Genomic DNA, 19232 nt, shown 5'->3' on the forward strand with positions numbered 1-19232 from the left:
CTGCGTGTTTATGCAGCCTGAGCAACAGTTTTATATAGGTAATGAGGCGGATATGGGCAAGAATGTCGTTGTGCTTGGTACACAGTGGGGCGATGAGGGCAAGGGCAAAATCGTTGATTTGCTAACCGATCAGGCCGCAGCCGTCGTACGCTATCAGGGCGGGCACAATGCAGGCCATACCCTTGTCGTAGGTGGTGAAAAAACGGTTTTGCATTTAATTCCTTCAGGAATTTTGCGTGCCAATGTACTCAACCTGATTGGCAATGGTGTGGTGCTGGCACCAGATGCATTGCTAAAAGAAATGGCAACACTGGAAGCCAAGGGTGTACCAGTGCGAGAGCGCCTGCGTATTTCCCCGAACTGCCCACTGATTTTGCCTTATCACATTGCGCTGGATCAGGCACGTGAAATCAAGCGGGGCAATGCCAAGATTGGTACCACAGGGCGTGGTATTGGCCCGGCGTATGAAGACAAGGTTGCCCGCCGTGGCCTGCGTCTGGCTGACATGATTCGTGGTGGCGATGAGTTCGCTGTCCGTCTTAAGGAAGTGATTGAATATCATAATTTCCGCCTGACCCAGTATTATGGTGTTGAAGCGGTAAATTTTGATACTGTGTTGCAGCAATGCACCGATTGGGCTGCCCAGTTAAAACCGCTTATTGCTGATGTAACGGCCATTTTGCATGATTACCGGGTGCAGGGTAAGCCGCTGATGTTTGAAGGCGCGCAAGGCTCCTTACTGGACATTGATCATGGGACTTATCCGTATGTGACCAGCAGTAACACTACGGCTGGCGGTGTCAGCACCGGTACAGGCGTTGGGCCGTTATTTCTGGATTATGTGCTGGGCATTACCAAAGCCTATACCACCCGTGTGGGTGCAGGCCCGTTCCCAACCGAGCTGGTATGGGACGCCAAAACCGATGTGGGTGATGCCATTGGCAAGCATCTGGGCGTGGTTGGGAATGAAATCGGTGCCTCTACGGGCCGTCAGCGTCGTTGTGGCTGGTTTGATGCAGTCGTGGTACGCCGTGCAGTCGAAGTCAATTCCTTAAGTGGAATTTGCCTGACCAAACTGGATGTACTGGACGGGCTGGAAGAGGTGAAAATCTGTACCAGCTATGAAGCAACTGATTGCGGTTGTGCGGGTTCCAGTGATGCAGTTTCTTTTGAAAATATGAAGCCTGTATATGAAACTATGCCGGGCTGGACAGAAACAACTGTAGGTGCCACTCAAGTAGACCAACTGCCAGCCAATGCGCAAGCCTATATCAAGCGGATTGAAGAACTGGTTGGCTGTCCAATTGATATTATTTCTACTGGTCCGGATCGTGCAGAAACCATTATTTTGCGTCATCCATTTGGCTGATTTAATACAATAATTTTAAAAAGCCCTGAGATATTCAGGGCTTTTTTTATATTCCTGTTTTCATGCAACTCAATCTATAACAGCCTTAAAATTTTTTATTGAAATTACTATTTTCCTTATTTATTACATTGTACAAACCACACTAAAAAATAAATTTATAAACGCGAATTGAATAAGAATAAACATTCGTATTATGGTATATCTAAGCTCAGCAGGAATTAAACCATGCAAACACAACAATTGCCGTTACATTATCCAGCGCGGGTAAAACCGTTTGAACATCTACCGCATAAACAATGGTGGCTTAAGCTGCTGGAAGGCGTTACGCAGACCCATATTCAGCCACAGGCTAAGGATTATCAGAACATGATGCAGGCATTATGGCAGGGTGATGCCTTAATGGATGAAGTGGTACAGTGGATATTGCAGGACAACGTACCAGCGCGGCGTAAACTTTTTATGCAGGCGCTGGAACAAGGCACTGCAACGATTGAAAACTGTCCGGCAGTGCTTGAGCAGTTTTTTCAGCAGGTAGAAGCCGTGCCACACTGGGTGGATGAAACTTTACTGGAAGAAGCAGTGCGCTTTATTCAGGCCACTGGTGAAAATGCCCAGATTGTATTGCGGGATGCGGCCTTGATGGGTGGCTATTTACTGGCTGCATTTAATCAGGTGCTGATTAAAACCGGGGCACTTAATAAGGGTGCTGCACAGCGGCTGGCCGAAACCACGCGCTGGTGGATGGACTGTACTGCGCAGCAAGGCTGGAAAAGGCAGGCGGCAGGCTGGAAGTCCACACTGCATGTCCGTTTTATTCATGCGATGGTCAGGCACTATTTGTCCAAACGGGAGGACTGGAACAATGAGGATATGGGCCTGCCCATTTGCCAGCTGGACATGGCTGCAACCAACTTGGCTTTTAGTGCATTATTTTTAACCGGGCTGCGTAGCCTTGGGATTTTTGCCACTGCACAGGAAGCAAAGGCCGTTATGCATTTATGGAAATATATGGGCTGGCTGATGGGGATTGATGAAGCGTGGCTTTACGACACTGAAAAACAGGGATTGATTGCGTTGTACCAGATGCAGTTTATGCATCCTGAGCCGGATTGGACCTGTCAGGAACTGGGTAAGGCACTATCGCTGGAACCGCTGGAGCGTCAGTATCGCTACTTTGGGGAATGGCAACAAAAAATGGATTATTTTAAGCATTTAAGCTATAGCCGCTACTTTTTACTGGCCAGTGGAAAAAAATCCATGCGGCAACTGGGCCTGCCGGATAATATTCCCGCGCTTTATCCGCTACTAAGTTTGCCTTATAACCTGATTTATTTTAATACCCGCTGGTTAACCAACAAAAAGCTAAGCCCACAGCAAATTGTACGGGGGCGGCGTGCCCAGCACAATGCATTGGCACGCTATGGTGAACATGGCAAGACACTCCTTAAAGCCACTAGCGCACACCCAGCCAATCGCATGGCTTAAACTCTCATATTGATGACATTATTAATTTCTAAAGGTATAAAAAAAGGGCGCTGCATTTTCAGAACCCTTATTTTCTAAACACTTTTGAGATCAGTAGGGTTAGACCCATGGATTTGATCTAACCCTATATTGGTTTTTACATCAGTTTTGCTGGATACCAGCCACCAGCCATTCGTTACCATTTAATGGCTTAACAAAGTGCCAGGTTTCGCTAAACGGAACAGCTTGGGCATTTAAGGTTTCACTCACCGTTCCGCTAAACTGCACACTGGCAAAATACTGGCCATTTTCGGTACCACTGTCGACAACCTGCGCATTTAATTGTGGAAATTCAGCCAGATCATCGTTGGACAGAATTTCATTGCGTACCGCAGCGTACATCTCAGGGGTAAAGTAGCGACGCACTTCTTCTACATTGCTGCTGCTGTTCATAGACTGCAAGTGCAGGAACTTGGCACGGGCCTGACGCAAAAATGCCGCCGGTTCAGTTCCATCCGGCAGTTGCTGTCCACTGGAGCTATAGGCACCGCCTGCTGCTGTACCCACGCTTTGCCCAAAAATATTGGTACTGTCACCACCACTGGAAAATGGTCGTGGTGCAGGAGCCGGGCTGGCATTGCTACGGCCAAAAGGCCCGGCACTATTGGGCGCAAATGGGTTGTTACTGTTGCGGGCCGCCGCTTTTCTGGCAGACAAACGTCTAAACAGGAAAAATGCACCAATGGCCAGAATCGCTATCCACAACCAGTTAAAACTGCTTTTTTGCTCAGCCTGTGCTGTCTGGGCATTCTGCTGTTGCGCTGTTGCTGCATCAGCAGAGGTGGTTGGATCATTGTTATTTGCCATCGCATTGGCCGCAACAGCCCCTACCGCTGCACCCGCCACACCCGCAGCAACCATTGTACCTACACCGGGGCCAGAACGCTGTGGCTGGGCAGTACCTTGTTGAACAGGGGCAGCATTCTGACGATTCTGGTTATAGCTTTGGCTGCTGGACGATGAATTGCTGCGGCTCATGCCATAACTCTTACCACCGCCCACGCGTTTTGCTTCAGCAAGCGGTGATAAAAACAAGGTTGTCATCATCAATGCTGCCACGACACCATGCTTATTGATTTGCATCTGCAATTTCCTGCTTTATTAAATCATCAAGTGATAAACCGTTAATGAGTGTCTGCTGTTAAATTTCAAGTAAACACCATGGCTGGAATTGTTGTTGAAATGCATTAAGCCAGCCTTAAAAGTAATGAAATATCACGCAATTAAGCACCGTCTAAATACTGGCTCAAGTCTTGTAAACAATGGATTGGGAGGAATGTAACAGCGGATTTAACTGTCCAGTTGCAAGGCGGCATCCAGTGCTTCATGCAGGCGGCCAACAGCAATGACATTGAGGCCTTTAACCACTTGTTGCGGCATGTTGGCACGCGGCACAATAGCCGTTTTAAAGCCATGCTTGACCGCTTCACGCAGGCGTTCCTGTCCATTGGGAACCGGACGGATTTCACCGGACAAGCCCACTTCGCCAAAAACTGCCAGATGCTGGGGCAGGGCCTTGCCACGCAGGCTTGAAGCCACGGCCAGCAATACGGCAAGGTCAGAACCGGTTTCCATGACCTTAACACCACCCACCACGTTGACAAATACATCCTGTCCCGTAGTTTGCACGCCACCGTGCCGATGCATCACAGCCAGCAACATGGCCAAGCGGTTTTGGTCAAGCCCTAGTGCTACCCGGCGTGGCTGGCCATGCGCATCATCCACCAAGGCCTGTACTTCTACCAGTAACGGGCGCGTACCTTCACGGCTGACCATCACAATACTGCCGGGAATGGCTTCATCATAACGGCTTAAAAAAATAGCCGATGGATTGGGCACTTCACGCAGGCCACGATCAGTCATAGCAAATACGCCCAGCTCATTGACCGCACCAAAACGGTTTTTAACCGCGCGAATCATGCGAAAGCGCGAATCAGACTCTCCTTCAAAATACAGCACGCAATCCACCATGTGCTCCAGCACGCGTGGCCCCGCCAATGCACCTTCCTTGGTCACGTGGCCCACCAGAAACAGGGCCGTCCCGGAATTTTTGGCATAACGGGTGAGCAGGGCTGCCGATTCACGGATTTGTGCCACGCCACCCGGTGCTGATTGCAGGCTTTCGGTATACAGCGTTTGAATGGAATCCAGTACGGCAACTGCCGGTTTTTCCTGTGCCAGCGTGGCGCAAATGGTTTCTACGCAGGTTTCGGCCATCACGCTTAAATGATGGGTAGGCAAATCCAGACGCTGTGCGCGCAAGGCCACCTGTGACAGCGATTCTTCACCTGTCACGTACAGGGCACGTGTAATGCTTTCAGTGTCTTTGCCTGCCTGTTCTGCCATATGGGTCATGGTTTGCAACAAAATGGTGGACTTGCCAATGCCCGGGTCACCCCCAATCAGCACCACAGAGCCTGTGACCAGCCCGCCACCCAGTACCCGGTCAAACTCACTGATGCCAGTGCTCAGGCGGGTTTCACGGGCCATGCTGATTTTATTAAGCTTGGTCACGCTACTGGCTTGTCCTGCATAGCCGCCCGCCACGATGCCTGCTTTGGCACGATGGGTTGAGGCTGGTTCTGACTTGCTTTCAACCAGACAGTTCCATTCGCCGCAATCGCTGCACTGACCAGACCATTTGGGATGTGTGGTGCCACATTGCTGGCAAGCGTACTGGGTTTTGACTTTGCTCATTGTGTCCGTTGTTTTAATAAATGAGGCTTATTTTAGCGGGTTTTAGTCTGCAAAAATGGATTTTAATGCAAAATGCGTCGTGATCTGACGTTTTAACCCCGCGATAAAATTGATCAATGTGTCGTATGGCAGGTTGTATCGCCGGGCACTTCATTGTTAAATGGGCAGGCTTATTTTTGTCTTACAACCATCAGGGATCTGCAAGCGCCAGCATTATAGTGGTGATAACAAACCATGTGCTGTTTTTTCAGCAGGCTGTCATTCAGGAATATATTTTGCTTGGGTAAGACACAACAAAATTAGGGAAATTTTTCATGATGTCGAACGATGATGCCGTTGGCCAGTCATCGCCAGACCATTTGCAGCGTAAATTACAGAACCGTCATTTACAGCTTATTGCAATTGGTGGCGCGATTGGTACCGGCCTGTTTATGGGTTCCGGCAAGACCATTAGCCTTGCTGGCCCGTCCATTATTTTTATTTATATGATTATTGGCCTGATGGTGTTCTTCGTGATGAGGGCACTGGGCGAGTTGTTACTGTCCAATCTGCAATACAAGTCGTTTGTGGATATGGCCTATGACCTGCTGGGGCCGTGGGCCGGGTTTTTTACCGGCTGGACATACTGGCTGTGCTGGGTGTCCATTTGTATTGCCGACCTGACAGCCATTGTCAATTACCTGACCTTCTGGCTGCCTGATGGTACGCAGTTTACCCCATTGGGTGGCGCGGCAATCAGTGCAGGCTGTGTGCTGTTTTTAATGGGCCTTAATCTACTTACCGTCAAGCTGTTTGGCGAGGTTGAGTTCTGGTTTGCCCTAATCAAGATTGTTGCCATTGTCGCGCTGATTTGTGCCGGGCTTTATATGGTACTGACAGCATTTACATCGCCCGGTGGATCGGTAGCTTCCTTAAGTAACCTGTGGACAGATGACGGCATGTTTCCCAATGGTTTAAAAGGTTTCCTGGCGGGATTCCAGATTGCCATTTTTGCTTTTGTGGGCATTGAGCTGGTGGGAACGACTGCGGCAGAAACCAAAGATCCAGAGCGTAATTTACCAAAAGCCATTAACTCCATTCCCATTCGCGTGATTCTGTTTTATGTATTGTCGCTGGTAGTGGTTATGTCGGTAACGCCTTGGCGCTCAGTCGTGCCGGACAAAAGCCCGTTTGTAGAACTGTTCCTGCTGGCAGGTATTCCAGTGGCAGCTATTGTCATGAATCTGGTGGTACTGTCGTCGGTGATGTCATCCATGAATAGCGGTATTTTTTCCACCAGCCGCATGCTGTTTGGTTTGGCCAAAGACAAGCAGGCGCCCAGCTTTTTTGAGCGTTTGTCCCGTGTTGCCGTGCCTGCCAATGGCCTGGTATTTTCCTGCGTACTGATTATGTTTGGTGCTTTGCTTCAGTATTTTGTGCCCAATACCATTACAGCATTTACACTGGTCACCACGCTGTCCACCATTTTGTTTATCTGCGTATGGATTATTGTGCTGCTGTCGTATATCAAGTACCGCAAGACCCGCCCGCAGTTGCATGAAGCGTCCAAGTTCAAGATGCCTGGCGGGATTGCCATGTGCTATACCGTGATTGCCTTCTTTATCTTTACCGTATTCATCCTGATTCTGGAGCCGGACACCCGTCAGTCACTGATTGTTAGCCCAATCTGGCTGATCATTCTAGCGATTGGTTATCTGGTAATGAAAAGAAAGCAGGCCTAAAACGCATGTCCTAAACCTGTAAATTACATAACTAGGTAGTGTGAAGCTAAAAGCCAGCGTGATGCTGGCTTTTTTACTGGGCTAAAAATGGTTCAGTTATTTTTGCTGCACTTGTAGGAAAAGACCTTGGGCAAAGTACCAAAGCTGTAAACTGCAAAAGATATTGGCAAAACAAATATTTGACTTCAATGGTCAATTAATCTAATTAACACAGTGATATAAAACTCAATTTAAATGAGAAAAACCATGCAGCAGCCTGAAGAAATCCGGCATCCTTTGCCGCCCTTTAGCTTTGACACAGCAATCCAGAAAGTACGTATGGCAGAAGATGGCTGGAATAGCCGCGATGCTGCCAAAGTCGCGCTGGCTTATAGTTTAGATACCCAGTGGCGTAACCGGGCTGAGTTTATTCATAACCGTGAAGATGCACGCCAGTTTCTGCAACGCAAGTGGGCCAAGGAACTGGAATACCGCCTGATCAAGGAGTTGTGGGCCTTTAACGACCATCGGATTGCTGTGCGTTATGCTTATGAGTGGCATGATGACTCGGGTAACTGGTTTCGCTCTTATGGCAATGAAAACTGGGAATTTGATGAAAATGGCTTGATGACAAAGCGCTACGCCAGCATCAATGATGTGCCAATTAACAACAATGAACGCAAGTTTCACTGGCCGCTGGGACGACGCCCTGATGACCACCCAGGTTTGTCAGCGCTGGGGCTATAAGTTCAACGTAATTTTTAAATAAAATAAAGCCAGCTTCCTGTTGGCTTTTGAATAGCTGTGATTGAAAACCAGTTACCGGATGCTGACTAAAACCATGCTTTGCCCAGAATCGGCATGACCACAGGTTCACAGCCAGCAGCGCGGATTTCCGCAATCATGCCCGGCATATCAACTTGTGGCAGCAAGTCCGGTGTGTCATGAATGGGGGTCATCATGCTGTCCCAGTGGCAGGGAATAATCCATTTGGGTTGCAGCAAACGCACCACGTCTTTCACATAATTGGGCCGGTAATGGCGACCAATTGCACACAGGCATACGATATCTGCCTGCATACCTGCCAGTTCTTCTTCAATAAAATCGGCAGAGTCAATATGCATCACCTTAAGGTTGCCCGTATCCACCAGCCAGTTTAAAACCAGTCCATGCTTGAGGTGGTAAAAGCGTGGCGGCCATGGCGGTGGCGCTGTCATGTCGCCTGGCAATGGAATGCGGCCAAACGCTGCCTTGCCATGTACCGATGGCAACCCGCGTACTTGCCAGCTTCCACAGTCAATAGTTTCACGGCCTTGGGTTTCAACCAGTTGCTCTTCTGGTAAACCTGCCGCGCGGCCAACCATTACAGTAGCCGTAGAACCAATCAGGCGCGCACCAGTCGCGTGACAAAGCTGCGGCGCATCCAGAATATGGTCATAATGCGCGTGGCCAATCAGCACATCGTTTGCTTCGGGAATAAGCTGTTCAATCAGGGCAGTATTTGGCTCTAAAGGCTGGGTGAGGGTAGTCCATAGTGAGGGGCGGCTAATATACGGATCAAGTGCAATAGTCCGATTGTGGCTTTTCAGCACAAAACCTGCTGTACCCAGATACAGGATTTCAAGTGTGCTTTTTGACGACTTTGCCACTGGTGTATACCAGCTGGAATCCGGCTGGTTGAGTAACCGACTTAAGGTGGTTTTTTTCTTGCTGGTGCTGCCGGACCGGCTTTTGGCTAACCTGTTTTTAATAGACATTACAATCCCTGTTGTACTTCATCTGATAATCTAAAATGGATATCAGCGCATGGCCTGTTATAGCATAGTTCACTGTCAATTCAGCATTCATGATTTTTCAAATATAAAAAAGCCAGCACAAGATCGGCTGGCTTGGGTGTAAGGATGTTAATTGAGTTAGGCAGTGTATTTAAAAAACCTTTAAGCCTCTTTTAAAAGTCTGGTTTTGCCATGTTGGACAAGCTCATCAAATGAAGCTTATCAAAGGAAGCTCAACCAGCGTAGCCTCCATTCATTAAGCGTATCAAGATGGCTGGAGGCTACGTAATTGTGAAAAAAAACCATGGTAAAAGCTTGCTTGGTCAAATAAAACCTACTCAATCGGCGCAAGGTCGCTATTGGCTGGTCCTTGAATCAGCTTGCCACAGGCATTAAAGCGCGAGCCATGCACCGGGCAGTCCCAGGTTTTTTCAGCTTCATTCCAGCGCACCACGCCTTTCCAGTGGGTACAAATGGCACTGCACTGATGCACCTGTCCCTCGTCATCCTTATAGACGGCAATCTTGCGCAGGCCATCCTGAATTACCGCTGCCTGTCCATTGGACAGTTCATCGGCAGACTTAACAGCACCCGGGCGCAAATAATCGCCATATTGCAGGTTGGCATTTAAGCCTTCTTCCATCATGGATGCCAGCGATTGCGGATGCATATTGTGGCGGGAAGGGTCGTACAGTTCAGTCCATGGATTTTCACGGCCCAGAATCAAGTCGGTAATCAGCATGCCGCCAATGGTAGCGTGGGTCATACCATGACCAGAATCAGCAGTAATCATGTATACCGATTTTTGCCGTGGGGTTAAACCAATGTAGGCCAGCGCATCCATGGGTTCAATCACTTCGCCAGACCATTTGTAGACAGTTTCTTCAATAAAGGGAAAGTGTTGCTTGGCCCATTGTTGCAGGTTACTAAAGTGTTGGCTTGCCTGTGAATCCTGTCCAACTTTATGATCTTCACCCCCAATGATTAGAATATCGTCCTTACCTTGCGGGCTTGAGGCACAGCGAATGTAATGGTATTCACGCGCTGTATCCCAGTACAAGGCAGGAGTATAGCTGTTGGGTGGAATACGGATGCCAATGGCATAGGACATGTACTGGGCCTGTTTTAGCGAAAATTCCCGGCTATGCATGGGACTGTTGGTTGCCACCACAATGTGTCTGGCCTTGATCGTGGTGCCGTGCGCAGTTTCTACATAAGGCTGGCTGTCGTCATCCTGAATGGTGGTTACGTGTGTGCTGTCATACAACAATCCGCCTTTAGCCTGAATGGATTTGGCCAGCCCAGCCACATAAGCCAGCGGCTGAAATTGACCCTGACGCGGAAAGCACAAGGCTGGCCCAAGTTGTGGTTGCTGGGGTGGATACTCTACTTTCTTGACATCCATCATGCCTGCGCGCAGGGCTGCATCCAGTTCCTTGTCCAGCTCATGGCTGTCTTTGGTATCATGCGAAAACAAATAGCCATCGACGCGCTTAAATTCACAGTCAATATTTTCATGCAGGACAATTTCTTCAATTTTATCAATTGCACGGGTATGGCTTTCGGCAGCAAGCTGGCTGCCGGTTTCACCAAACAGGCGCTCAAGCTTGTAAAAACGGTCATCCAGCGCACTAAACAGGTGAGCCGTGGTGCGCGAGGTCATAGTGCCGCCAATCGGGTCATCATCCAATACCACCACTTTTTTGCCCGCCTGACTCAGCATATAGGCTACAGACAGGCCGCTAATGCCAGCGCCCACAATACAGACATCAACGGTCATATCCGGAGCCTGTTGTCCATTTGCCGGGATTTTCGCCTGAACATCCTGCCAGAGTGACGTTGTTGCGCCATTTGAATCATGCATCGTGATACTCCTGTACCTGGGTTTGGCTTGCCTGTCCTAAAGGAGTTGGCAAAGCGGATACCTGGGCATTATCGGGTTAGGGTTTAAACTAATGGTGGTCACGCTGATCCAGTAAAATGCTGCTTTCAAACCAGACCTTAATTTGATTAAATTCGGGACGTTGCCAATTTCATAAGTGATATAGTTTTAAAAGAACTGGCCCGGTTTTTCAGTCAACAAAATGCGCTTTCCCTGTCAAACTCTGTAAGTTTGGTTATTTTATGAAAGCAAGTATTTTGTTAGGCATGGCCACAAGGCTATGGTTTGAATCGCCCTTTATTTATAAAGGTTGTGTCCAAGGCAGGGCAATCTAGTCTGCTGGCGTTGCAATAAACTGCTTTGCTGAAAAACCCGTATTTATGCATTTTGCTTGGGTTATACTAATGCGCAATTTTAGAATTATTTTAAGGAATAACCATGCGCATAGGCTTTCCCGTTGCCTTGCTTTGCCTGACAGCTTTTGGGCTGGCCGCCTGTGGGCAAAAAGGCCCTTTGATCCTGCCTTCTGATCATGCTGCCAAAGACAGTAAAGCCATTTATTTGATTAAGCCCAAAAAGGCCAATGGCGAAGTGCCTCCCAACCCGCAAACTGATTTTTCAGATGAGCCGGGCACCACAGTCACCAATTAATCCCGTAGTTTTAACCGGTTTTAAAGTATTTATTCATTTGGTTTTTTAGAAAAAAATAGGTAACCCATGAGTTTTGAGCGTATTGCAGGTGTATTGCATGCCGAGCAGGTATCACTGGCAGAAATTGCAAAAGCCCACGGCACCCCGTTATATGTTTATTCACGGGCCGCCCTCGAGCAGCACTATAAGGCCTTTGATGAGGCATTTGCTTTTATTGACCATCAGGTATGTTTTGCGGTTAAGGCCAACTCCAATATTGGCGTACTGAATGTGCTGGCGCGTTTGGGAGCAGGGTTTGATATTGTGAGTGGCGGTGAGCTGGCACGGGTGCTGGCTGCGGGTGGTGATCCGGCCAAGGTGGTTTTTTCCGGGCTGGGCAAAACTGAAAATGAAATTGAACAGGCGCTTAAGGTGGGCATTGCCTGCTTTAATGTGGAATCCTATGCCGAACTGGCACGCATTGACCGCGTGGCACAGCGTCTGGGCCTAAAAGCCCCGGTATCCTTACGGGTTAACCCCGATGTGGATGCACAAACCCATCCGTATATTTCCACTGGCCTCAAAGAAAACAAGTTTGGCGTGCCCAGCGATACGGTGTATGACACCTACCAATATGCTGCCAGCCTGCAAGGGCTTGAGGTGGTTGGCATTGATTGCCATATTGGTTCACAGCTCACCACCACCCAGCCTTTTGTGGATGCGCTGGACAAAGTGGTGCAAATGATTGAACAGTTGAAAAAACTGGGTATTGACCTTAAGCATGTGGATATTGGGGGCGGACTTGGCGTGCGCTATAACGATGAAACCCCGCCAAGCCCTGCTGAGTATGCCAAAAGCCTGCAACCCGCCTTAAGCAAACTGGGCTTAAAAGTTTATATGGAGCCGGGCCGGGCGATTAGTGCCAATGCAGGCGTGTTGCTCACCACCGTTGATTTGCTCAAGCCTACGGCACACCGTAATTTTGCTGTGATTGATGCTGCCATGAATGACCTGATTCGTCCGTCGCTGTATCAGGCCTGGATGAACATTGTGCCGGTTGCCGCCCCGCGCGAGCAAGATAGCCAGCAATGGGATCTGGTGGGTTCGATTTGTGAAACCGGGGATTTTTTAGGCAAGGAACGTGAGTTGTCCTTGCAAGAAGGTGATGTACTGGCCGTAATGGGCGCCGGGGCGTATGGTTTTGTGATGAGTAGCAACTACAATACCCGCCCGCGTGCTGCTGAAATCATGGTCGATGGCGGTGATGTGCATGTGGTACGCCAGCGTGAAACCCTGCAAGACTTGTGGCAACTGGAAAGCTGCCTGCCTGAATAACAGCTTTTTAAAGAATGAATGCGGCAATACCAAACGGAGAACACAATGCGGATTCAATTTAGCAAGATGCATGGTCTGGGCAATGACTTTATGGTGATCGATCTGGTCACCCAGCGCATGCCGCTGCATCCTGAGCTAATTCGCCGGTTGGCACACCGCAATTTTGGCATCGGCTTTGACCAGTTGCTGATTGTGGAAGCCCCGGAGCGGCCCGATGTGGATTTCAAATACCGCATTTTTAATGCCGATGGTTCGGAAGTGGAGCAGTGTGGCAATGGCGTGCGCTGTTTTGCCCGCTTTGTGCATGAACGTCATTTAACCAAAAAAGCCAAAATCCGGGTAGAAACCAACAGCGGTGTGGTAGAGCCGGAGATCAATAGCAATGCGTGGGTACGCGTCAATATGGGCGAGCCGCGTTTTCTGCCAGACGATATTCCGTTTAAGGCTGAAATGTTGCCAAACAAGCCATTGCCGGATACCTATCCGGTCGAGGTGCTGGGTCAGACAGTAGCGCTCGATGTCGTCAATATGGGCAATCCGCATGCCGTGCTGCTGGTGGATGATGTCCTTAAAGCACCGGTTGAAAAGCTTGGCCCCGCACTGGAATCGCATGAACGTTTTCCGCAACGGGTGAATGTTGGCTTTATGCAGATTGTCAACCGGGGCGAGGTGCGCCTGCGGGTGTTTGAGCGTGGCGTGGGTGAAACACTGGCCTGTGGTACGGGTGCCTGTGCAGCAGCGGTCAGTGGTATTCGCCGGGGCCTGCTTGACCCGGAAGTTCGTGTTTATCTGGCGGGTGGGCCTTTATTAATTCAGTGGCAACCCAATGAAGTAGTCTGGATGACTGGGCCGACAGCAACTACCTTTGAAGGCACTTTCAATCCCTACGATTTTTATGTTCCCGAGCAGCATGAGGAACAATAAACCATTTGCATAAAGGATGAATGCGTGACTCAGCAAGCCTTGGGTTTTTCTGATTTATCTGTATCGGAGCTGGTACAGCAATGGCTACAGGCGTTAATCCGCATGAACCTGTCCTTTCATACCCGAAAGGCCTATCAGCGCGACCTGTTGCAATTTACAGTATTTTTGTCCTGTAAATCCGTTGCCTTACAGCAAGTCACGCATCATACCTTGCGCCAGTTTGCTGCCCAGCGCATTGAAGTCGACCGTATTTCCAGCAGTAGCCTGCAACGTGAGCTATCGGCGGTGCGCAGTTTTGCCGACTGGCTGGTTGAGCAGGAAATTATTGCGCAAAATTTTGCTCTCGATTTTGCCATTCAGCGGCCTAACCGGCCGTTGCCCGGCATGCTGGATGCCGAGATCATGCCGCAAATTCTGGATCAGGCTGCCCCGGACAAAGAACGTGATGCCCAGCTGTGGTGTCGTGATAAAGCCATTCTGGAGCTGTTTTATAGCAGCGGCTTGCGTTTGTCGGAGCTAGCAAAGCTGACCTTATCGCAACTGGATTTGGCGCGTGGTCTGGTGTCTGTGACAGGTAAGGGCAATAAAACCCGCGTGGTTCCGGTGGGTAGCAAGGCCATTGAAGCATTGCAAGCCTGGCTGCAATTGCGTCATAGCTGGGTGTCAGTGGATGAGGCTGCCATTTTTGTCAGCGAGCGTTCCGGCAAAATGCTGAGTACCCGCCAAATTGAACGCCGGGTAAGCTTGCAGGCCGAACGGGCAGGTATTAGCCAGCATTTGCATCCGCATTTGTTACGGCATTGCTTTGCATCGCACTTGCTGGCCAGTAGTGGTGATTTGCGTGCGGTGCAGGAGTTGCTAGGCCATGCCGACATTAGCACCACACAAATTTATACCCATCTGGATTTTGCGCATTTGGCCAAGGTGTATGACAGGGCGCATCCACGGGCACGCAAGAAAACAAACTAAATAATAGGTATTAAAAACTTATTAATAATACTGGAGTAACACATGGCATCACCCTTTTATGTTTGGGATCCCAGAACCCATGATGGCTTTCCGGCCAGTTTAGAACAGGCAGAATATTCAGCAATTCATGCGCCCCGGGAATCAGACCTTAGCCCAGCAGTTGAGTCATGGATTGAGGCAGTTAAAACCTTTACGCTGTCAGATGCCAATAAGCCATACATGTCAGACCATGTGATTGGTGATGTCAAGGCCATGCAGCCTCGTACTGTGCTTGAGCTGGAACAGATGCATATCGAAGGGGGCGAGTATTTTTACAAGTTTCTGGTAGAAAGTATCCAGTCCTATGGGCTTGCCGCCTACGACAGTTATCGAGGGATCTTTATTTGTAGTGAATATCTGCTGCCGCCACAAGCCAGCCAGCAATTAGCCCAGCAGTTTGCACACGTGGTGCATCCAGCACAGGATGTGATTGACATAGACCGTTTGCCAACCAGTCAAAAACAATTTGAAGCATTGGTGTATGGCTGGGTTGAGCAGCAACAGTTTAAGGCAGGACGGTTTGAGTTAAAGGAGGTTGAAATAGAAGGCATTGGTACATGGCCACGTCTAGTGCGTGAGAATGATTTATTTATTGAAATTTGTGGCTTGTCTTTAAGCTATCGCGGTGAACCACAAATACATAGCTTTAATCATGAAATTAAAATAAAGCCATTGATTGGCATAGCAAGACTGGATGGCATTAGAATTTGTCCAGAAAGTGTTAAGTTTAAACAGGAAAAGGTGTGTAATTATAGAAGATATCTGGATAATCCAGCCTTATTAAAAGCATTTTTGCAGCAAATCAAAAGCTATTTTGATTTAATGGATCCGCATTTAACCAGTTTGACTCATTTAAATCTTTTACTTAACCATAATGATGACTTTAATTTTAAGAATGATTATTTTAGTTATGGAAAAAAGCCAGGCCGTGTGCCAACTTTATTAGCTCTAGCTAAACTGTGCAATGATCCAGCCTACTCTGCCTTATATGAACAGTGGGCAGCCAATGTAGAGGTAGATAAAGGTAAGGCGGTATTTAAAGATGAAGAACTTGAGAATGCCTTCTTATCCCAGCTTCAGCCGGTAGAAAATATTTAGTATGACTGTGTGGTAAGTAGTTTTAAGATAAATGAATATTACTAATAGCTTGATGGAGTGTTTAACATTAAAGCCCAATATTAATATGCTAAAGCCCGATTATCTGTATCACGGTTCACCCAAAAAGCTTGAAATATTAAAGCCCTCTCAGGCAATCGGCTTTAGCGGGGCAGGCGACAATGAAAATGCAGTCTATGCAGTTGCACGTTATGAGCTGGCTGTTGCCTTTGCGCTTAGCTTAACTGCTCAATCTGCTTCTGCCATATTTTCGGTAGACACTTTAGCGCAATCCACCAATTATTCGCTTAAAAGACACGGTAATTGACTGGCAGAAAACCGGTTATATTTACAAGTTACCTTCAAGCGCGTTTCAGTTAATTGCTCAAGACCAATGGGTATCTTACAAGGCAGTAATACCTATAGAAATCTTTAAAATTAATCCGATGGATTATAAAAGCTGGATTACTTTATTATGACTATAAAAGACCATCCAAGTTTTGCGGCACAGTTTCAGCGCTGGTTTATTCGGGCATGGCTAATAGATGTGGGTTTGTTTGCAGGGGGTTTATATAGCCTTAAACACAACGATATAATACTGGGTTGGACGCTTGCATTTGGCTTTGTAGGGTTTACCTTATTTATTTTGGCTTATGGTTATTACCAGCTTTTCCACGTAGCCTGCCCGGACTGTAGCGGCCAGACCACAACACAAAAAAGTAATTCCCGGCAAGTCTGGATAGCGGTATGCACACATTGCAAGGTCACATGGAACTTAAAAATAGGCACTCAAGCAGTTGATTAAAATATGTTTAATTTATCCAAAGTGGCTTTTAGGCCAGTGATGAAAAACCATGAAAATTCGTGACGTTCAGCCTGATGATGCACAGGCTTTATATACTTTGTTTTATGAATCTGTGCATCAGGTTGCCAGTAGGGATTATAACTTTGAACAGCGAAAGGCATGGGCACCAATTGACTATGACCAACAGGCATGGGTTGAGCGTCTGGCTAAAAATAAGCCTTATGTGGTAGAGCAGCAAGGCCAGCCAGTCGCATTTGCTGATTTGCAGGCCAATGGATATATCGACCAGTTTTTTGTGTCCGCACACATGCCACGCCAAGGCATTGGCACTTATTTAATGCAGCACTTACTACAACAGGCCAAACTGCATCACATGCCGCTATTATTTTCAAATCTCAGTATTAGCGCGCAACCATTTTTCCAGCATTTTGACTTTGTTATTGTGCAGCAGCAAATGCCAGTGGTACGTGGCGTCGCCCTGTCCAATGCCTTGATGCATAAAGTTTTGCTTTAGAAAAATAAATAATTCAATAAGGTTAATGGCTATTTAATCAATCCAGCCCTGTTGGCGCGCATGGATTAAATCTTCAGGCGTATCAATATCAAAGGCAAGCTGAGCGGCTGGCACTTTTATTATTTTATCAGGTTGCTGCATCAGCAGTTTTTTTAAACCCGAATCACCGCTTAAGTCATGGGTTTGCTGAAGAAGTTCTGGCTGTACAATAGCTGGAATACCGATAGTTTGTGCATAGTGGCTGACTATATTCATGTCCGGTTGCTGGATGCTGTACTGAATCAGTTGCTGCAAATAAGCTGCATCCAGCATGGGCTGGTCAACGCCTGTAATGAGTACAGGCCCATGATGATGTTTTAAACATTCCGCCCCTGTTTTCAATGAACTTGCCATACCAGTGTAGGCTTGCTGATTTTCCACCAGTTGTAAGGGTAAATCTTTCAGGCAGGAAGAAATCTCACTCATGTTATTGGCAATGACCACAATGCATTGTGGATTTAAGCCAACTGCAAGTTCGGCAATATGACGAATCAGTGGCTTTTTATTTTTAAGTAATAATTGCTTGGGTTGACCTAATCGGCGGCTTAATCCGGCTGCCAGTATTAAAACAGCCAAATTTGGTAAAATATCTCTGGCAGCAGGGCTGGAAAATTGATTATTCGGCATGAATGGATAAGTCGCGCTGCTTGAGCATTTTGCCACTGCGCTGGTTCAGGGTGGCCGTAATTTCCGCCATGATTGCCAGTGCAATGGCTTCTGGTGTATCTCCACCAATATCCAGTCCAATGGGGTAGTGCAGGGCTTCCAGACCTTGCTCAATATGCATGGGGTCAGTCAGGCTGTGCTGAATTTCAGCAATCAGGCGTTCTGTGCGATAGCGTGGCCCAAGCTGGCCAATATAGCGTGGCGGATTGAGCAACATGTGTTTTAACCAATGACGATCCTGCGCCAGACTGTGGCTCATAATGGCTACTGCGGCACCATTGGTCAGGTTGGGTAGTTCTGCTAGTGCAGAAGTGTCTGTTAGATCGATACAGCCAACATAATCAGCATCAGGGAAGCGTGCTTTACGGGCAAAATGCGGCCTGCTGTCAATCACACTCACATGCCAGCCCTGCATTTTTGCCATGCTCACCAGTGGCTGCGCATCGTGACCTGCTCCAAAAATCACCAGCCGGTTGGGCGGGGCCACGTATTCCAGAAATACCTGAATACTACCCTGTGCCGTTTGATAGGTCTGATGCAGGCTTTTTTGCCGGGTGAGGGTAAAAATCACATCATTATGCATGGCTTGATGTAGGCTGCTATCAACCCGGCTATTGGCTTGGGTAAACCAGCTCAACTCATGTTGCAGCGGATCAAGCAACAAGCGGTCACCCAGTTGCAGGCTAATTTCTGATTGATTATTTTGATTGGCTTTATTTTTTGTGTCATGGGTTTGTTTACGGTGACTTTTCTGATTGCTAATGACAGTGGCGATTACACCGGCACGCTGGCTGGTCTGTACATGGCGCAATAGCTGACTAACCGCAAGCATGGCCGGGCTATTCAGGCGTTCAAACAATACACTGACGGTGCCATTACAGCCCAGGCCAAATGTCAACGCCTCATCCTCATCAGCTTCAATATCATTGGTATAAACACTGCCAATATCCTGAGCCTGAGCTTGGGCATAAGCATCAGGATCAGTGTAAAAATCGGCGTGACCGGTACTATACCGCTGTAAGGCTGGCTGGCCATGTCGGGTCAGCCACTGGGCTTTTTTGCAGGCTTCATTTTCCAGACAGCCGCCGCTAATGGTTCCGACCGGCTGGCCGTGTGACCAGACCAGCATGCGGGCACCCGGCCGACGGTAGGCTGAGCCTTCAACCTGAACCACAGTTGCCATCACGGCATCATCCTGCTGGGCTTGTGCCTGATCAATGGCTTGTAGCAGGGCAGTCAACTGACTCATGGCATTAGTCCTGTCGCCAG

The 19232-nt window shown here is 48.2% G+C and carries 18 protein-coding genes; 12 read left to right on the plus strand and 6 right to left on the minus strand.

What is annotated here, in order from left to right:
* Window positions 1-52: 52 nt before the first annotated feature.
* Complete coding sequence (locus tag BKE30_RS02315) at window positions 53-1369, plus strand: adenylosuccinate synthase (protein WP_076877092.1); 1317 nt, start codon at window positions 53-55, stop codon at window positions 1367-1369.
* 225 nt (window positions 1370-1594) lie between these two features.
* Window positions 1595-2854, plus strand: coding sequence for an oxygenase MpaB family protein (locus tag BKE30_RS02320; RefSeq protein WP_076877056.1), 1260 nt, complete (start codon window positions 1595-1597; stop codon window positions 2852-2854).
* 141 nt (window positions 2855-2995) lie between these two features.
* On the opposite strand, the gene BKE30_RS02325 is transcribed toward BKE30_RS02320, so the two are convergent.
* Entirely contained in the window at window positions 2996-3976 is a 981-nt protein-coding gene (locus BKE30_RS02325; protein ID WP_076877057.1) for a Tim44 domain-containing protein, read from the minus strand.
* 207 nt (window positions 3977-4183) lie between these two features.
* Window positions 4184-5590: a DNA repair protein RadA gene (gene radA, locus BKE30_RS02330; protein WP_076877058.1), complete on the minus strand. Its 1407-nt coding sequence runs from the start codon at window positions 5588-5590 to the stop codon at window positions 4184-4186.
* A gap of 314 nt (window positions 5591-5904) precedes the next feature.
* Here radA and cycA point away from each other — a divergent pair, with 314 nt between their 5' ends.
* Entirely contained in the window at window positions 5905-7311 is a 1407-nt protein-coding gene (gene cycA / locus BKE30_RS02335; protein ID WP_076877059.1) for a D-serine/D-alanine/glycine transporter, read from the plus strand.
* Between the two features lie 246 nt (window positions 7312-7557).
* The gene (locus BKE30_RS02340) at window positions 7558-8037 is read left to right on the plus strand and encodes a nuclear transport factor 2 family protein (RefSeq protein WP_076877060.1); all 480 of its coding nucleotides are present in this window, start codon (window positions 7558-7560) and stop codon (window positions 8035-8037) included.
* Window positions 8038-8123: 86 nt separating this feature from the next.
* On the opposite strand, the gene BKE30_RS02345 is transcribed toward BKE30_RS02340, so the two are convergent.
* Both BKE30_RS02345 and BKE30_RS02350 read right to left on the minus strand, forming a co-directional pair.
* A complete protein-coding gene (locus BKE30_RS02345) occupies window positions 8124-9047 on the minus strand; it encodes an MBL fold metallo-hydrolase (protein WP_083698395.1) in 924 nt (307 codons plus the stop codon).
* Window positions 9048-9399: 352 nt separating this feature from the next.
* On the minus strand, window positions 9400-10929 hold the full coding sequence (locus tag BKE30_RS02350; protein ID WP_076877061.1) for an FAD-dependent oxidoreductase: 1530 nt from the start codon (window positions 10927-10929) through the stop codon (window positions 9400-9402).
* 456 nt (window positions 10930-11385) lie between these two features.
* Between BKE30_RS02350 and lptM the strand changes: the two genes are divergently transcribed.
* From lptM to BKE30_RS02390, 8 genes are all read left to right on the plus strand, one after another.
* On the plus strand, window positions 11386-11598 hold the full coding sequence (lptM, locus tag BKE30_RS02355; protein ID WP_076877062.1) for an LPS translocon maturation chaperone LptM: 213 nt from the start codon (window positions 11386-11388) through the stop codon (window positions 11596-11598).
* A gap of 66 nt (window positions 11599-11664) precedes the next feature.
* Complete coding sequence (lysA, locus tag BKE30_RS02360; RefSeq protein ID WP_076877063.1) at window positions 11665-12912, plus strand: diaminopimelate decarboxylase; 1248 nt, start codon at window positions 11665-11667, stop codon at window positions 12910-12912.
* Window positions 12913-12957: 45 nt separating this feature from the next.
* Window positions 12958-13836: a diaminopimelate epimerase gene (gene dapF / locus BKE30_RS02365; protein ID WP_076877064.1), complete on the plus strand. Its 879-nt coding sequence runs from the start codon at window positions 12958-12960 to the stop codon at window positions 13834-13836.
* Window positions 13837-13860: 24 nt separating this feature from the next.
* Window positions 13861-14805, plus strand: a complete 945-nt coding sequence (locus BKE30_RS02370) for a tyrosine recombinase XerC (RefSeq protein WP_227518296.1) — start codon at window positions 13861-13863, stop codon at window positions 14803-14805.
* A gap of 42 nt (window positions 14806-14847) precedes the next feature.
* A complete protein-coding gene (locus tag BKE30_RS02375; RefSeq protein ID WP_076877065.1) occupies window positions 14848-15942 on the plus strand; it encodes a hypothetical protein in 1095 nt (364 codons plus the stop codon).
* Window positions 15943-15973: 31 nt separating this feature from the next.
* Window positions 15974-16267 (plus strand): hypothetical protein, encoded by a 294-nt coding sequence (locus tag BKE30_RS02380; RefSeq protein ID WP_076877066.1) that lies wholly within the window; start codon window positions 15974-15976, stop codon window positions 16265-16267.
* Between the two features lie 147 nt (window positions 16268-16414).
* Window positions 16415-16744: a hypothetical protein gene (locus BKE30_RS02385; protein ID WP_076877067.1), complete on the plus strand. Its 330-nt coding sequence runs from the start codon at window positions 16415-16417 to the stop codon at window positions 16742-16744.
* 49 nt (window positions 16745-16793) lie between these two features.
* Window positions 16794-17258, plus strand: a complete 465-nt coding sequence (locus BKE30_RS02390; RefSeq protein WP_076877068.1) for a GNAT family N-acetyltransferase — start codon at window positions 16794-16796, stop codon at window positions 17256-17258.
* A 33-nt stretch (window positions 17259-17291) separates the two neighbouring features.
* Here BKE30_RS02390 and BKE30_RS02395 read toward each other — a convergent pair whose 3' ends face one another.
* Both BKE30_RS02395 and BKE30_RS02400 read right to left on the minus strand, forming a co-directional pair.
* Window positions 17292-17924, minus strand: coding sequence for a nucleotidyltransferase family protein (locus BKE30_RS02395; protein ID WP_076877069.1), 633 nt, complete (start codon window positions 17922-17924; stop codon window positions 17292-17294).
* The gene (locus BKE30_RS02400) at window positions 17914-19212 is read right to left on the minus strand and encodes an XdhC family protein (protein WP_076877070.1); all 1299 of its coding nucleotides are present in this window, start codon (window positions 19210-19212) and stop codon (window positions 17914-17916) included. The genes BKE30_RS02395 and BKE30_RS02400 overlap by 11 nt, the downstream gene beginning before the upstream one ends.
* Between the last annotated feature and the right edge of the window lie 20 nt (window positions 19213-19232).

Source organism: Alkanindiges hydrocarboniclasticus, assembly GCF_001982605.1.
GTDB classification, from domain to species: Bacteria; Pseudomonadota; Gammaproteobacteria; order Pseudomonadales; family Moraxellaceae; genus Alkanindiges; species Alkanindiges hydrocarboniclasticus.

Excerpts from the sequence above, each read along its gene's own strand:
- BKE30_RS02315 (WP_076877092.1), top strand. The coding sequence starts at position 53 with ATGGGCAAGAATGTCGTTGTGCTTGGTACACAGTGGGGCGATGAGGGC.
- BKE30_RS02320 (WP_076877056.1), top strand. The coding sequence starts at position 1,595 with ATGCAAACACAACAATTGCCGTTACATTATCCAGCGCGGGTAAAACCG.
- BKE30_RS02325 (WP_076877057.1), bottom strand. The coding sequence starts at position 3,976 with ATGCAAATCAATAAGCATGGTGTCGTGGCAGCATTGATGATGACAACC.
- radA (WP_076877058.1), bottom strand. The coding sequence starts at position 5,590 with ATGAGCAAAGTCAAAACCCAGTACGCTTGCCAGCAATGTGGCACCACA.
- cycA (WP_076877059.1), top strand. The coding sequence starts at position 5,905 with ATGATGTCGAACGATGATGCCGTTGGCCAGTCATCGCCAGACCATTTG.
- BKE30_RS02340 (WP_076877060.1), top strand. The coding sequence starts at position 7,558 with ATGCAGCAGCCTGAAGAAATCCGGCATCCTTTGCCGCCCTTTAGCTTT.
- BKE30_RS02345 (WP_083698395.1), bottom strand. The coding sequence starts at position 9,047 with ATGTCTATTAAAAACAGGTTAGCCAAAAGCCGGTCCGGCAGCACCAGC.
- BKE30_RS02350 (WP_076877061.1), bottom strand. The coding sequence starts at position 10,929 with ATGCATGATTCAAATGGCGCAACAACGTCACTCTGGCAGGATGTTCAG.
- lptM (WP_076877062.1), top strand. The coding sequence starts at position 11,386 with ATGCGCATAGGCTTTCCCGTTGCCTTGCTTTGCCTGACAGCTTTTGGG.
- lysA (WP_076877063.1), top strand. The coding sequence starts at position 11,665 with ATGAGTTTTGAGCGTATTGCAGGTGTATTGCATGCCGAGCAGGTATCA.
- dapF (WP_076877064.1), top strand. The coding sequence starts at position 12,958 with ATGCGGATTCAATTTAGCAAGATGCATGGTCTGGGCAATGACTTTATG.
- BKE30_RS02375 (WP_076877065.1), top strand. The coding sequence starts at position 14,848 with ATGGCATCACCCTTTTATGTTTGGGATCCCAGAACCCATGATGGCTTT.
- BKE30_RS02380 (WP_076877066.1), top strand. The coding sequence starts at position 15,974 with ATGAATATTACTAATAGCTTGATGGAGTGTTTAACATTAAAGCCCAAT.
- BKE30_RS02385 (WP_076877067.1), top strand. The coding sequence starts at position 16,415 with ATGACTATAAAAGACCATCCAAGTTTTGCGGCACAGTTTCAGCGCTGG.
- BKE30_RS02390 (WP_076877068.1), top strand. The coding sequence starts at position 16,794 with ATGAAAATTCGTGACGTTCAGCCTGATGATGCACAGGCTTTATATACT.
- BKE30_RS02395 (WP_076877069.1), bottom strand. The coding sequence starts at position 17,924 with ATGCCGAATAATCAATTTTCCAGCCCTGCTGCCAGAGATATTTTACCA.
- BKE30_RS02400 (WP_076877070.1), bottom strand. The coding sequence starts at position 19,212 with ATGAGTCAGTTGACTGCCCTGCTACAAGCCATTGATCAGGCACAAGCC.